Source organism: Phocaeicola salanitronis DSM 18170, from assembly GCF_000190575.1.
Taxonomy (GTDB): domain Bacteria; phylum Bacteroidota; class Bacteroidia; order Bacteroidales; family Bacteroidaceae; genus Phocaeicola; species Phocaeicola salanitronis.
The window spans coordinates 3,553,280-3,568,223 of sequence record NC_015164.1; the positions used below are offsets into that span (position 1 = coordinate 3,553,280).

A 14,944-nucleotide genomic window follows, 5' to 3' on the forward strand; every position below is an offset into this window, starting at 1 on the left:
CAATTCGTTGCCCACGGTGTGGGGAAGCTTTCGCAGGCCTGCAATTCGTTGCCCACGGTGTGGGGAGGCTTTCGCAGGCTTGCAATTCGTTGCCCACGCCGTGGGGAAGCTTTCGCAGACCTGCGGTTTCTTTGATTGAACACAGAGACACAGAGGCACAGAGAATCAATAAGAGAGGACAAAGTTCACAGAGTCTGTCTTTTTCTCCGTGAACATTGTCCTCTCTAAAAATAAAACTTTGTCACGCTGGATTTGTAATCCAGCGTAATTATATGTGCGGATTTGTAATCCGCATCGTCAGCTAATGGTTCCGGATTGCAAATCCGGTTCTTTTATTACGCCAGATTGCAAATCCGGCGTGACGGGGAAAAAATAAAACTCCGTGTCTCCGTGCCTCTGTGTTCCAATTTTTTTCGCAAACTATTTAAATTAATTCCCGTCCGGCTTCTCTATTTCCGTGAAGGGGCTGTTGTCCCATTTGAACTCGTCCGGATTATCGGGACGGGCCGGGTCGAAACTTTGATAATCGGGTCTGAGGTATTGCGTCAACGGAAGGTCCAGTTGCTTCATTCCTTCGATGACACATTTCGCGATTTCGTAGGCTCCATACGGATTGAAATGGGTATTGTCGGCTAATTCCCGGTCTTGTCCGGGATATGTTCCTGCCGGATAATGTACGAACGCTTTCTTCGAGTTTTCCACTCCCAAGGTTTCATAGAACGTGCGGGTCATGTCGTGCAGTTCGAGCACGGGCACATTCTCGCGCCCTGCCACCCAACGCATGGCGTCGGGATAATCTTCGTGCGTCTCTTTTATCTTTCCGTTTTCATCGAACGAGCGGCGCTGGGTAGGTGTGACGAAGATCGGAATGCCTCCCTTCGAGCGTACTTCATCTACAAATGTCTTCAGTTGGGTGGCAAAGAAGTAATAGGCGCCTTTTCCCGCGCCTTTCAGTTTCTGGTCGTTGTGCCCGAACTCGATGAACATATAGTCGCCCGGCTTCATTTGGCTCAGCGCTTTTTTCAGCCGTCCGGCCTTGATGAACGTGTCCGCGCGTTCTCCGCTCTCTGCGTAGTTGGCAAAGCAGATACGCTCATCGAAGAAGCGGGGAATCATTTGCCCCCAGCTTGCCCATGGCTCGTTGTCCTGGTCTACTACGGTCGAGTTTCCGGCAAGGAATACCGTCGGGACGTTTTCTATCCGTTCGATTTCCAGACGTGCCAGACAAGGGGCGCTTCCGTTAAACTCGAACGTAAGCTTGTCGTCCCAGTTCAGCTTGCCTTGTTCGCGCTTCTTGATTTGCACTTTCTCTTTTCCGGATATGAGGGTATTGCGCTTGTTGATGGTAAAGGAATAGGTCTTGAACTCTCCTTTGCGTGTGGCGATGTTTTCCAGGAACAGACGCCGGGATTCTCCGCGTACGGTGGTGACTCCGGCTTGTTTCTTGCTTCCTAACGTGACCGTAACCCGATAGTTCCCGTCGGGTACATTCACCGAGAAGAAGAAAGGCTGGTTGGATTTGCTTTCGGGAGCCGGAAGCAGGTCGTAGCCGAATCCGTCCGCACCGGGATAGACCGATTCGGAAGTGATGGAGATACATCCGTCCGAAGCTTTTCCCGAAGGGTTGAATTGGAAGCAATAGTCTTGAGCCGTTCCGTTTGTAGCCGGAGCCGTTTCGGATGCATAATTGACCGGAATCAGCCGCACGTTTCCGTTCAGTCCCGAAGGCATGGGCTCCAGGTGGCTGTAGTCTCCTTTCTTATAATTAAGCTTGACCATGTTGATTTCCTTGAATATGCGCCATTTGACTCCCTGGCGGTCCATTTCGGAAATACGGTTGCACGGAAGGTTGGTCACCTCTATTTCAATCGTGTTCTTGCCCGGCTTCAGCCATTTGCCTATGGATAAGCGGAACGGAACCGCCCATGCGGTACCGGCATCGTTCCCGTTGATGCGTACCCGTGCGCTTTCGCGTACGTCTCCTAAGTCAAGTATCCAGTCGTCCGCTTTCAGTGTGGGGCGGTCGATGGTCAATGTATAGCGTCCTGTGCCCATGTTGGTTTTCGCGTCGGGATGCTCCAGTTCGGTCCATGAGGTGGGCGTGTCGATGTCGAACTCTCCTTCGATGGCAGGCGTACTTTCGATGAAGGTGAGTTTCCATCCATGGTCCAAGCTCAGGCTGAGCGGTTGCTCTTCGATGTATTTCCATGCCGTTTGTCCCTCCGGTTTCTTTTCGAAGGTCTGCACGATGATGCTTTCTCCCGATTTCAGTTGCAGCCTGATTTCCAGGCGTCCGTCTTTCATGCGGGTTTGTGCCAGGCCCTTTTCTCCGTTCATCGGATTGAAGAGCATAGCCGAAGGCTCGCCTACGTTGAGCGGTATCCAAGCGTCTACATCCTTGCTTTGCAGGCAGGAGATGAAGTAATGGTGTCCGGTAGGGTTCGCGCGGCGGATGAATTGGAGGCCGTAGCGTGTCTTCATTTCTTCGGCCGGGGTTCCGGTCGCTTCCAACACCTGATGATAGTCGGACCCGATGATGATGCGTCCCTTTCCGATGGGATAGTCTTGTGTCTCGTCGAAGGAAGCGGTTTCGGGAAGTTCAGCCAAGACAGAAGCAAAGGCTTTCCGGTTCTTTTCCAGCTGGCTGTATCCGGGCACGTCCTCGGGATATTGGTCTACAAACACGACCGTTGCTCCTTGGCGCGCCAGGCTCACAAGCTTTTTGAGTGTAGCTGCCGGCATAAGGCGGGCGGCGGGCACGACCAGTGCCTTGTAATGGGTTCCTCCGCTTGTCACCAGTTCCGTATTCTCGCACCGGGTGGTCTTTATAAAGGCATCCGAGATGTAATCCACGTCGAATCCGCCGGCTATAATCGTCTGGATGGTCTTGATGAACTTGGGCGCATATCGGTCCATCTTATGGATGTCGAACATCACCATGCGTCCGGGCAGTTCGTCCCATATGTCATAAATGGGCAGGTAAACCAGGAAATCGTTGTCCGGTTGCCCCATCTGGAGGAAAGACTGGCATCGGGTGATGTACTGGAAGAAAGCCGGAGCATCCCGCCATATCGTGTTTGTGGGCGACATGTTGATGCTGGCATAGAAACGCCATCCGGGCCATGCGGCTTCCTGGGGCGAATAAGGTGTGCCGTGGAAGAACATGTGGTTCACTCCCGAAACAAACATCAGGTCCATGTCGGGCTTGCATTGCGACAGGGACGTGCGGAAGTGGTCGGTGAGCCACGTAAATGTTTCCGAGGAAACGTAAGGCTTTCCCGATATGTGCGCCGCCGATGAGGCATATTTCAGCATCGAGATATCCGAGAAGTTCGGGCGGGTCAGCGAGTCTTTGCGCAGGCCTTTGATGTGGAAATCGGTCAGGCCGAATCCTTCGATTTCGGGGATGTCCACCGATGCGTAGGTATCAATCAGGTTGGCGGGAGACCCGTGCGCCTGGTTCCGGGTGGTGCTTCCGTGGCTGTGCGCCCATTGTGTCCAGGGAACGGTAAAGTTGTCTATCAGCATTTCGCCCATGGTTTCCCGATAGTCCGAAACAATCCGACGGGTTGTTTCCGGGCGGATTGTATCCAGAAATTCCGGGAAATGCTCTTCCAGCTTATATCCTCTCCGCTTCTCGAATTCTTCTAATAAGCTGGGAGTCCAGTCGGCTCCGTACACCTCGTAAGAGTCGTTGAAGAACGAGCGGGGATAAGACGCCTGGCTTCCCTCGAAAGCATGGTCGAACTTGCTGAAATAATCCTTTACCGCCTGAGGGTTCAAGTGGTCCATTACGTATCCTTCTCCTCCGGGAGCGGCACGCTTTACCTTTTGCAGCGTCTTGCCAATGAAGAGAGCCACCAGTTCCCATTCTCCTTCGGGCGCGTCCCAAACCAGCTTCCCGTCACTCACTTTCGAGGTCAGGTCGAGGCAGGTGCCTTTCCCGTCGTATGCCATAAGGCGGTTCAGGCGGGCGATTCCCTTTTGCCGTTTGGCTTCTTTCGGGTCGCTTATCCGGATATCCAGTGTCACTTTTTTGCCCCCGTCTGCCTGCCAGGTCTCGAACAAGGCTTTCGAGGCGGCTTCTTCTATGGTGACTTCCGGACCTCCGAAGGGCCATCCGGTTCCGGTATTCATATCGATGTCGATGCCGTTCTTTTTCCCTTCGGCTTGGGTGTAACGGAGCATTTCCATCCATTTGGGCGAGAGGAAATCGATGTCGTTCTTGTCGTTCCCTTGCACTCCGTAGATGGGAGTAATCTCCAGGCTTCCCAGTCCGGCGCTGCCGTATTCCGCTAAGTTATAGGAAAGGTTTTTCTCGTCGACTGCACTCCCCAGCCACCACCAGCGGCTTCCGGGTCTGGCTTCCGGCAGTACTTCGGGCCAGTCTTGGGCTTGTGCGATGCCGCCCAAAAGCAGGAATGCCCATAAGAGGTTGTTCTTTTTCATGTGTTCTTGATATTAGTTAGATGATTGAGAAAGCAAAATTAGCGCGTTTTTCTTAATTATCCTATGTATAAAAGTACATATTCATAGATTATTGTACCGTTATGTACATGAAAATCGTTGGCATTGTTAATTCTTTCTTGTATATTTGCATTTTATGCACAATGGGACGCGCTTGAAAACGCAGGCGGCTGCATGGACCGACGCAAGCGGTTGCATGAGCCGATGCGGGCGGTTGCGTAAGCCAACGCAGGCGGTTGTGTGGAAAGAGGCTTACGGAGGTGTGAAAACTATATTATATAAGGAGTAAGAGAGAGACATGAGTGAGTTGTCGGAAAAGGTAAGAATAGGGGTATGCCTTGTCCTTTTGTGGATAGGGCTGATGCCGGCTTATGCTACGGTTGAAGTACGTTCGGAACGTTTGACTACGGCAGACGGGTTGGCTAATAATTCTATCCGGTACATGTATCAGGACAGCAAGGGCTTTATCTGGATGGCTACCCTGAACGGACTGAACCGGTATGACGGGAATTCGTTCATCACGTTCCGTCCCCAAAAGACATCCGGCATATCGCTTGCCGACCATCGGGTAAAGATGATTCATGAGGACAGGCACGGCTTTTTATGGATAACCACCTCGGCCGACCTGATAAGTTGCTATGACCTGAAACACGACTGCTTCGTGGATTTTACGGGATGCGGCGAATACCGGGACCATTATCGGGAAGCGATGGTGCTGGATGATGCCGTATGGCTTTGGGGGGCTGTCGAAGGGTGCAGGCGCATTGAATATCAGGAGGGGAAGTTCGTTTCGCAAGCGTTTACCGAGGGTAACGGCTCCTTGATGAGCGATGACGTGTGTTTTGTGCGGCAGGTAGGGGACAAGATTTGGATAGGCACCCGCAAGGGGGCGTATTATTGGAAAGAAGGCAAGCTGGTTGCGGTAGACCGGACACACTCTTTCTGGAAAGCCCTGTCGCATGGACGGACGGTCTTGCTGGTCTCGTCCGAAGGGGAGCTGTTCCGCATGGAGAAAGATACGCTGGCAAGTGTGGGGCGCCTGCCCAGGCATACGCAAGACTGGGCGATGACCGGCCTGTTCCGCATCGGAAAGAGGCAGTACGTGCTGACCTCCGAGGGGACATTGGAAATCGACATGGAAACTTGCCGGGTGCGGAAGGCTTCGGAGTATTACGACATACCGGGAGGCTCTTCGCGGAAAGACAACCGGGGAAATTATTGGATTTATAACCGTTCGGGCAGGCTGTATTATATCGAGGCGGAGACGGGCAGGAAGAAGGAATTTGAAGTGATGCCTCCCGACAAGCTGGGCTTTATCGACAAGGAACGGTATTACATCGTGCACGATAGCCGGGACATCATTTGGATATCGACTTATGGGAACGGGCTTTTCGCTTACGATGTGAAGACGGAAAACTTTCAGCATTTTAGCGCGGACGCTTCTTCATCGGGAGTATTGGCATCCAATTATTTGCAATGTCTGATGGAGGACCGTTCCGGGAGTGTATGGGTAAGCTCGGAGTTTGCCGGCTTATCGAAACTGGATGTCCTGAACGAGGGAGCCGTCCGCATCTGTCCCGAAAAAGAAGAGATGTATGACCGTTCGAACATGATTCGGATGATGTCGCCTGCATCTGACGGGGACATTTGGATTGGAACACGGAGCGGAGGCCTGTATCTTTATGATTCGGATTTGAAGGTGCAAAAGGAAAGGCATTATTCAGACATCAATACGTATGCGATGCATGAAGACCGTGCACACCGGAAATGGATTGCTACGCGCGGAAAGGGATTGACCGTGGATGGGGTTTCGTATCAGAACGATAAGTCGGACCCTCGTTCCTTATCGAGGGATAATGTCTTTTGCCTCCTGGAAGACCGCAAGGGAAGGATGTGGATTGGTACATTCGGCGGGGGATTGAACCTGGCGGTGCGGAAGGAGGACGGAAAGTATGAGTTCCGGCACTTTATTAACCAGACCAATGCGCAGAAAGAGACGAGGGCGTTGTGCGAAGACCGGAACGGATGGATATGGGCGGGCACCAGTGAGGGCGTTTTTGTCTTCCATCCCGATTCTTTGATTCGGAATCCGAAGGCTTATAAGCATTATTCGTTTGATAACGGCAGGCTGGAGAGCAATGATATCCGGGCGATTATCCAGGACAGGCAAGGGCGTATGTGGATAGCGCAATCCGGGTATGGGCTTTGCATGGCTATCGTAGGAAAGGGCTACGGGCAGGTTGAGTTTACGCATTATACGCTGAAAGACGGGCTGGTGAGCATGATGGTGCAGGCATTGGTCGAAGACGGCGAGGGGATGATTTGGGTATCTACCGAGTATGGGCTTTCGTGTTTCGACCCGGATTTGATGACGTTTAAGAATTACTTGTTTTCCAATTCTATTTTAGGGAATGTATATAGCGAGAACAGTGCGCTTTGCCTGGCGGACGGGCGCTTGGCTTTCGGTTCGGGGCAGGGAATCGTTGTGGTTGATCCCCGGCAAGCTTCGGCAGAAGAGCAAGCTCCGCACATCAGCTTTACCGACTTGCGGCTGGGAGGCTTGTCGGTGCGTCCGGGAGATCCGGACTCCCCGCTTGAGTCTTCTCTGGCATACGCCGATGAAATCCGGCTGAGCTATCATCAGAATTCTTTTACCGTGGCTTATTCTACGTTCGAGTATGCCGAATCCGATTTGTTGAAATATATGTACCGGCTGGAGGGCTACGAGAAGTCCTGGAGCGTTCCGGAGTCCTTGCCTTTCGCTTCGTATAAGAATCTGCCTCCGGGCACGTATTCTTTACGTGTGAAGGCATGCAATGCGGCGGGGGTCTGGGGGGATGAGAGTGTGCTGAAGATAATCATCGTGCCTCCCTTCTGGCAAACTTCATGGGCGTTTCTTGTGTATTTCCTCTTGGGCTTGCTTGCGCTGTATATCGCTTACCGGATTGTGGGCAAGATGAACAGCTTGCGGAACAAGATAAAGGTGGAAGAGCAGCTCACCGAGTACAAGCTGATGTTCTTTACGAATATCTCTCATGAGTTCCGTACGCCGTTGACGTTGATATTGGGGGCTTTGGAGCGCATGCACCGGGTGAAAAAGGTTCCGGCGGAATTGAGCCGTTCCATCCGTCTGATGGATAAGAGCACCCAGCGGATGTTGCGCCTGATTAACCAGTTGCTTGAGTTCCGGAAAATGCAGAACAACAAGCTTTCGCTGGCTCTTGAAGAGGCTGATGTCATCGCTTTCTTGAACGATATCTGTTCGAACTTTACCGAAGCGGCCCAGTCGAAGCGTATGGATTTCGCGTTTGTCCCGTCTTGTCCGTCTTACCGGATGTTCATAGACAAGAGCTATTTGGATAAAATCGCATACAATTTATTATCGAATGCGTTTAAGTACACACCTTCGGGAGGGAGGATTCAATGTATTGTGACGATAGACGAGCCTTTGCATAAGTTGATACTGAAAGTGACCGATACGGGGGTAGGAGTGCCTGTGGACAAGCGGGATGAATTGTTTAAGCGTTTCATGCAAAGCAGTTTTTCGGGAAGCAGCATGGGAGTGGGATTGCATCTGACTCACGAGCTGGTGCAGGTGCACAAGGGAACCATTATGTATGAAGAGAATCCGGGAGGAGGTTCCATCTTTACGGTGACTCTTCCTACGGATGTTTCGGTATACGAGGAAAAAGATTTTCTGGTGCCCAACACCTTATTAGAGGAAGAGGCGGAAGTGGCTGAAAGGCAGCATAGCCTGGACAGGATAGAGGATGAAGCAGGCGAAGAAGAGGAGGCTTCTCCGTTGAACAAACGGAAAGTCTTGGTCGTGGAAGACGACAATGACGTGCGTGAGTTCTTGAAGGAAGAATTGAGCCCTTACTTTGAAGTACGTGCAGAAGCCGATGGAAATGCAGGCTTGGAATGCGTCAAGACATTTGATGCGGATTTGATAATCAGTGATGTCCTGATGCCGGGATGTTCGGGATTCGAATTGACCAAGAAGTTGAAGAATGATTTTAATACCAGCCATATCCCGATTATCTTGCTTACCGCGTTAAACACGCAGGACAAGCATTTGGAAGGCGTTGAGGCGGGTGCCGATGCGTACATAACCAAACCGTTCAGCAGCAGCCTGTTGCGCGCACGTGTGTTTAAACTGATTGAGCAACGCGATAAGTTGCGCGAGAAGTTCTCGAAAGACCCTCAATCGGTGCGTCCTTCGCTTTGCTCCACCGATAAGGATAAGGACTTCGCCGATAAGTTGGCTAAAACATTGGAGTCGCATTTGTCCGACCCCGACTTTACGATAGACGATTTTGTATTGAAGATGAAGATGGGGCGTACAATCTTTTACCGCAAGGTGCGGGGAGTCACCGGTTATTCGCCGAATGAATATATCCGTGTCATGCGCATGAAGAAAGCTGCCGAATTGTTGGCAGAAGGGGAATATACGGTTTCAGAAGTGGCGTATAAGGTCGGCATGAACGATCCGTTTTATTTCAGTAAATGCTTCAAGGCACAATTTGGTGTGGCTCCTTCGGCATATTCGAAGGGGGAAGAAGGCAAAGAAGGAGGAATGGAAGCATGAAGCGGCATGATGCAAAAGAGCCCTGCCGTGACTCTTTGTAGAGAGTCGGACAGGGCTCTTTTACCAAACAGTTACATGAATTTGTAACGGTTTTAGAGAAGGCATTGGAAACCGAATGCCTGAATCCTGAAAACAATACTCATCTTATTATTGTAGTTTATAAATTTCTGATCCTGCCAGCAAGAAACATCCGGTACCGAAGTCATCGAAATCGGGTTTGCTATCGTAGGTAACGGGCTGCCCGTCTTTCGGTTCTTTGCCGGTTCCTTGTACATAGCCCAGGTATCCGTTCGGATGTACGGCATCTTTTACCATAGCGTTCCATGCTTTCAATACTACGGGGAGATATTCGTTGCGGTCAAGCAATCCGTTGCGTATGCCCCATGCCATTCCGTACACGAACAAAGAGGTACCGGTCAGCTCTTTTCCTCCAAAGTTGCTGGGGTCATGCAAGCTGACGTTCCAAAAGCCGTCTTCGCGTTGGCATGCTTTTAATGCCTTGCTCATGGTCAGGAAGTCATTGATGTAATCCTGGCGGTGTGTCTCGTTTGCCGGAATCTCGTCCAATACACGCAACAGGGCGGCATATACCCATCCGTTTCCGCGGCTCCAATAACAATCTTCACCGTTCGGCTCTTTGTAGGGAGGGTCGAAATCGGCGTCTCTCCACCATAATCCGTCTTTCAGATTGAACATGCCGTTTCCGCCCAATTGGTTTCGGGTGTATTCGTACATCTGCCACATCTTGTCGAAATACTTTTGTTCTCCGGTCAGTTTGCCCATTTTGGCGAATCCGGGCATACCCATTTGAATCGCGTCTATCCATGTCCATTCATTTACCTGAGGCGTGTTGAGCAACATGTTCAGGTTCGCTTTCGCATGGCGCAGTACTTCCGGGTCGGGGCAGAGGTTATACATATCTATATATACCTGGGTACATGCGTAGTTGTCGGCATGGCGCGTCCACGTTTCTTGGCGTACCATGTTCCAGTTATGGAAGTCTCCCCATTCATAAGCATATTGATAATATTTCTCGTCCGGATAGATGGTGTACAGAGCCAGCAAGCCTTCGTAATAAATGGTGCGGGTCCAGATGTTGCTGGGACGCATCTTGTTTACGTAGCTGGGCTGGCGGCAGTCCGGGTTGTTTTTCATGTAGAAATCATTGACCTTAATCAAGGTCTTCAGCGTCTCTTTCTGGTCGGGCAAAGTTTGTGCTTTCAATGCTCCGGCACTGCTTAGGAAGAGAGCCAATGCGGCAATCATTACTTTTTTCATGGTTTCTGTATTAAAATGAATGAATTATCTTTCGCAAAAGTAGGGAATATTCTTGATATAGGAAATGGAAAATAATACATATTCCTTTATTATTATCCACATGAAGGGCGGATATGGGGATTCTTTTCCGGGAAAAGGCAAAAAAGGCTTCCGCGAAAAGCGTGTATTGCCGCATGCAAGTAGTTTCATGTCCTTATGAATATAGGTGCGCCGGCTTTCGGAACTGCCTTCGTTTCCCGATGAAACTATATGTAATTTTGTATGTTTGGGCGTGTACATTCTGACAGGTTCGGGCGAAAAATGGAATTTGTGTACAATTTATTAGGTTTGTGTATGATTTTCCATTTGGAAAACGGCTTTAATCTTTTATATTTGTGGAAAATATGTTCAATCAATCATTAAAAGAAGAATATCATGAATAGCTTATTGAAAAAAGGAGCGCTTTTTGCTTGTTTGGCATTAGGCGCGTTGCAGGCTTCGGCAGAAGACTTGTTCCCTGACGGCACTCCGATTCCTGATTGGTTCCGTCAGACGGAAATTGTGAAATGGCAGGATTTGGGAAAGGCTTACCGCATTACAGATTACGGAGTGGTAAACGATAGCACGGTGATTCAGACCGAACGGATACAGGCCGTTATTGATAAGGCTTCCCAGGCAGGAGGCGGAGTGGTGTACATTCCGCAAGGCACGTATTTGAGCGGGTCTTTGTTTTTCAAACCGAACACTCATTTATATATAGAGAAGGGCGGTACGTTAAAGGGAAGCGATGATATCAGTAATTTCAAGGTGATTGATACCCGTATGGAGGGGCAGAACCTGAAGTATTTCGCGGCGTTGGTGAATGCAATCGGCGTAGACGGGTTCACGATTTCGGGCGAAGGGCGGATTAACGGAAACGGCCTGCGCTATTGGAAATCTTTCTGGTTGCGCCGGCAAGTGAATCCGAAATGTACAAACTTGGAAGAGTTGCGCCCCCGTCTGGTTTACATAGCCGATTCGAAAGACGTACAGCTTTCGGGTGTCCGTTTGGAAAACTCTCCTTTCTGGACTACCCATCTGTACCGTTGCGAGAATGTCAAGCTTTTGAATCTTTCTATCTTTGCTCCGTATGCTCCGGTCAAGGCTCCTAGTTCGGATGCCATCGACATTGATGTCTGCACCAATGTATTGGTGAAAGGATGTTATATGTCGGTCAACGATGATGCCATTGCCTTGAAGGGCGGGAAAGGTCCTTGGGCTGACCAGGATAAGGAAAACAACGGTTCGAACCGCAACATCATCATAGAAGATTGCATCTATGGGTTTTGCCATAGCGCATTGACTTGCGGAAGCGAATCCATCCATGACTATAACATCGTGCTCCGCCGTTGCCGGCTGGATAATGCCAAACGTTTGCTTTGGCTGAAGATGCGTCCCGATACTCCGCAAAATTACGAATATATTACGGTGGAGGACATTACAGGTACGGTTTCCAGCTTCTTGTATGCCAAACCTTGGACCCAGTTCTTCGATTTGCAAGGACGTAAGGATGTTCCTTATTCTTATTCAAGCCACGTGACGATGCGCAACATTACGATGGAGTGTGATGTCGTGTTTGATGTGGTGAAGTCGGAAGACCAATATAAGTTGTCTGACTTTACTTTCGAGAATTTGAGCCTTACCGCCAAGAAGAAAGCTGAAATCCAAAAAGATTGTGTGGAAGGGTTTACATTGAAGAATGTAATGGTGAACGGGAAGAAGGTGGAATAAGATTAAGAAGCTGTTTTGAATTTATCGTGCGATGATTTGGGATGAGTTTTTGAGGCATTTTCGCTTCTGTGATGAGGAAGATAGCGGGCTATCTGACGAAGAACAGGAGCGAAAAGGACCAAAAAAATCGCCCAAAGCACACACGGAAACGGATACATCAAGCCAAGAAAAACTTTTTGGAGAAATTCAAAACAGCTTCTAAATATCACAACATCTCCTGTAGGGGCGTATCGCATACGCCCGAATGCGCCAACTTATCTGCGTGGATGTATTCGGGCAGGCAAAACCTGCCCCTACAGGTTTATTCCTTGCCTAATAACCCTCTAAGCTCCTTGTCGAAGTCCGAATCAATGGGTTGTGTACGGTTAAATATATCATATTCGCTTTCGGCTTTTGCTTTTGCCTGTGCTGCGGATATGCGTCCTTTGTCGGGCAATATTTTATAATCATTGAATGTCAGGAATTTGTCTACACTTGCGGCAAATTGCTCCATGTTGAACAGGTTTTTACGCTCAATTTGATTCTCTATATAGTCAAAATAGGAAGTTACCGTACGCTCCAGTTGGCGGATTTGTTTCTCGTCCAGATAGTTTTTCGCTATGGATACATCCGATTTGAGTATTCGCCCATTAGGAGAATTTTTCCATGTCGTAAGCCCCATGTGTTCTTTCGTGTGGTCTGCTTTTGAGTAGATGATTTCAGCAACCGTTTGTCCGGTAATGGCATAATGAAAGCGGTTTTGCACCATAGCGTAAAATTCTTTTGTTGTGGGAGAATTGCGGTCGTAGTCGGTACTGCATTCGGCGTAAATATCCGTAATTTGTTGCCAAATGCGGCGTTCACTTGCCCGGATAGAGCGTACTCTTTCAAGCAACTCGCGAAAGTAGTCTTTCCCAAACACAGCCGTCCCTTGCTTCAACCTGTCATCATCCAATACGAAACCTTTACGGATATACTCGTTGAGTATCTTTGTCGCCCACTGGCGGAATTTGGTTGCTCTCATTGAATTCACCCGATAACCAACTGCAATAATGGAGTCAAGATGATAAAAGTCTACTTTCGAGGTTTGAGTCTTACCCTCCATCGCTCCATGCCGAGTGGTTATTTCCATTTTGGAAACAACCACTTCTTTTCGAAGCTCTCCCTCTTCAAAGATATTTTTCAGATGCTTGCTGATAGCAGGCACTCCAACCCCAAAGAGTTGTGCCATTGCCTTTTGGGTACACCAAATCGTTTCGTCCTTGATGACGACTTGCACCTTGCCTTCTTCATTGGGCATATTGTAAAGCAGAAATTGTATCTCGTTTGCCATGGGTATGATTTATTTATGACTTTGTATTTGACAAATAATGATTGACGAGAATCATAGGATGATTATTCGTAACAAAATTACGAATAGTTTGGGGCATACCTTCTTATGAAATAACTATAAGCCTGAATCAAAATAACATAGGGTTCAGCATTACGCTTATTTGCCAAATGCGCAATTTCTCATTTTCCCAGTTCCAATGTAGATTCCCCTTTGCGTTCCGCCTGCAATAATTTGCGTTCCGTGCGGCGGTCTAAGGTTTCCTCGAATGTTGCTCCCTGGCGGAGGTTTTTAAAGGCATCGCTGGGTGTCCAGTGAACCCGCAACTCTTTGATGTGCTCGTTCGGGTGGAAAGCCTCCATGCTTTCTGCGCCTTCGCAATCCAGTGTGACGTAAAATTCGCCAAGTTCGTCCAATTCTACGCGATAGCCACTTTTCAACAAGTCTGCCGTAGCTTGTGCCAGCATATTGGCTATGGCCAGGAAATCGCCCACGCTATATGCGCAACCATGTTGTTTTATGTACTTAGCCACCTCTTCCAGCGACATTTTCTTTATACTTTGCGCCGAAGCGAAAGCCCGCTTCGGAAGTTCCGGATTACCCGGTTTGCCACGCATCACTAAGCTGTATTTTATCATAATCAGTTTGATTTAGGAGCTGTTTTGAATTTATCGTGCGCTGATTTGGGATGAGTTTTTGAGGCATTTTCGCTTCTGTGATGAGGAAGATAGCGGGCTATCTGACGAAGAACAGGAGCGAAAAGGACCAAAAAAATCGCCCAAAGCACACACGAAAACGAATACATCAAGCCAAGAAAAACTTTTTGGAGAAATTCAAAACAGCTTCTTAAAGTTCAACATATATATCTTCTCTTCGCAACGGACTTATTTGCGGTGTTTGCACGATTACTAATCGTGCGGCTGTACGATTACTAATCGTCAGCTTGTACGATTAGTAATCGTACCGGTAGCGCAGCTATATTGAGCGTGCGGTGCAGCTATGTGCCTGCCGTTTCCCAGTTGCTTGCGTCAACCGCCGTAAAGATATAAAAAAAACCGGCACTCCATGTAGAGCGCCGGTTTTTTATGTAAGGAAATAATAGAATCAGTATTAGTTAGCACGCTTTTCCTGGATTCTAGCTTTCTTACCGGTAAGTTTACGCAGATAGTACAATTTAGCACGGCGTACTTTACCGACTTTGTTAACGGTAATGCTGTCGATAGCCGGAGATTCCAAGGGGAAGATACGTTCTACACCTACAGTTCCCGACATTTTGCGTACAGTGAAACGTTTCTTTTCGCCGTGTCCGCAGATTTTGATAACGACACCGCGGTACATCTGAACACGTTCCTTGTTACCTTCAACGATACGGTATGCTACTGTAACCGTGTCACCTGCTTTGAATGAAGGATGCTGTTTGCCAGTAGCAAATGCTTCTTCTGCAATTTTAATTAAATCCATTGTTTTTTTTGAAATTAAATTGTTTGATCGTACCCAACGCAACATACCAAGTAACTCTTCTTGACAGCGATTGCGCGGAAGCGGTGCAAAGT

Annotated in this window: 9 protein-coding genes; 4 read left to right on the forward strand and 5 right to left on the reverse strand. The window is 48.9% G+C overall.

What is annotated here, in order from left to right; genetic code table 11:
* Positions 1-429: 429 nt before the first annotated feature.
* Complete coding sequence (locus tag BACSA_RS15125; RefSeq protein WP_013618906.1) at positions 430-4,449, reverse strand: alpha-L-rhamnosidase; 4,020 nt, start codon at positions 4,447-4,449, stop codon at positions 430-432.
* Positions 4,450-4,603: 154 nt separating this feature from the next.
* Here BACSA_RS15125 and BACSA_RS20290 point away from each other — a divergent pair, with 154 nt between their 5' ends.
* The gene (locus BACSA_RS20290; protein WP_169311462.1) at positions 4,604-4,756 is read left to right on the forward strand and encodes a hypothetical protein; all 153 of its coding nucleotides are present in this window, start codon (positions 4,604-4,606) and stop codon (positions 4,754-4,756) included.
* Positions 4,757-4,765: 9 nt separating this feature from the next.
* A complete protein-coding gene (locus BACSA_RS15130) occupies positions 4,766-9,055 on the forward strand; it encodes a hybrid sensor histidine kinase/response regulator transcription factor (RefSeq protein WP_013618907.1) in 4,290 nt (1,429 codons plus the stop codon).
* 147 nt (positions 9,056-9,202) lie between these two features.
* Here the strand turns inward: BACSA_RS15130 and BACSA_RS15135 are convergent, their stop codons facing one another.
* Positions 9,203-10,333, reverse strand: coding sequence for a glycoside hydrolase family 88/105 protein (locus BACSA_RS15135; protein ID WP_041584067.1), 1,131 nt, complete (start codon positions 10,331-10,333; stop codon positions 9,203-9,205).
* A gap of 414 nt (positions 10,334-10,747) precedes the next feature.
* Between BACSA_RS15135 and BACSA_RS15140 the strand changes: the two genes are divergently transcribed.
* Both BACSA_RS15140 and BACSA_RS20295 read left to right on the forward strand, forming a co-directional pair.
* The gene (locus tag BACSA_RS15140) at positions 10,748-12,082 is read left to right on the forward strand and encodes a rhamnogalacturonidase (protein ID WP_013618909.1); all 1,335 of its coding nucleotides are present in this window, start codon (positions 10,748-10,750) and stop codon (positions 12,080-12,082) included.
* A gap of 31 nt (positions 12,083-12,113) precedes the next feature.
* Positions 12,114-12,284, forward strand: coding sequence for a hypothetical protein (locus BACSA_RS20295; RefSeq protein ID WP_169311463.1), 171 nt, complete (start codon positions 12,114-12,116; stop codon positions 12,282-12,284).
* A gap of 99 nt (positions 12,285-12,383) precedes the next feature.
* On the opposite strand, the gene BACSA_RS15145 is transcribed toward BACSA_RS20295, so the two are convergent.
* The 3 genes from BACSA_RS15145 to rplS form a co-directional block, all read right to left on the reverse strand.
* Positions 12,384-13,394, reverse strand: coding sequence for a virulence RhuM family protein (locus tag BACSA_RS15145; protein WP_013618910.1), 1,011 nt, complete (start codon positions 13,392-13,394; stop codon positions 12,384-12,386).
* Positions 13,395-13,573: 179 nt separating this feature from the next.
* A complete protein-coding gene (locus BACSA_RS15150) occupies positions 13,574-14,029 on the reverse strand; it encodes an HU family DNA-binding protein (protein ID WP_013618911.1) in 456 nt (151 codons plus the stop codon).
* Positions 14,030-14,501: 472 nt separating this feature from the next.
* The gene (gene rplS / locus BACSA_RS15155; RefSeq protein ID WP_013618912.1) at positions 14,502-14,852 is read right to left on the reverse strand and encodes a 50S ribosomal protein L19; all 351 of its coding nucleotides are present in this window, start codon (positions 14,850-14,852) and stop codon (positions 14,502-14,504) included.
* Positions 14,853-14,944: the final 92 nt, after the last annotated feature.

Bases quoted from the DNA above. Each gene is read 5' to 3' on its own strand.
- BACSA_RS15125 (WP_013618906.1), bottom strand. From the start codon at position 4,449: ATGAAAAAGAACAACCTCTTATGGGCATTCCTGCTTTTGGGCGGCATC.
- BACSA_RS20290 (WP_169311462.1), top strand. From the start codon at position 4,604: ATGCACAATGGGACGCGCTTGAAAACGCAGGCGGCTGCATGGACCGAC.
- BACSA_RS15130 (WP_013618907.1), top strand. From the start codon at position 4,766: ATGAGTGAGTTGTCGGAAAAGGTAAGAATAGGGGTATGCCTTGTCCTT.
- BACSA_RS15135 (WP_041584067.1), bottom strand. From the start codon at position 10,333: ATGAAAAAAGTAATGATTGCCGCATTGGCTCTCTTCCTAAGCAGTGCC.
- BACSA_RS15140 (WP_013618909.1), top strand. From the start codon at position 10,748: ATGAATAGCTTATTGAAAAAAGGAGCGCTTTTTGCTTGTTTGGCATTA.
- BACSA_RS20295 (WP_169311463.1), top strand. From the start codon at position 12,114: ATGATTTGGGATGAGTTTTTGAGGCATTTTCGCTTCTGTGATGAGGAA.
- BACSA_RS15145 (WP_013618910.1), bottom strand. From the start codon at position 13,394: ATGGCAAACGAGATACAATTTCTGCTTTACAATATGCCCAATGAAGAA.
- BACSA_RS15150 (WP_013618911.1), bottom strand. From the start codon at position 14,029: ATGATAAAATACAGCTTAGTGATGCGTGGCAAACCGGGTAATCCGGAA.
- rplS (WP_013618912.1), bottom strand. From the start codon at position 14,852: ATGGATTTAATTAAAATTGCAGAAGAAGCATTTGCTACTGGCAAACAG.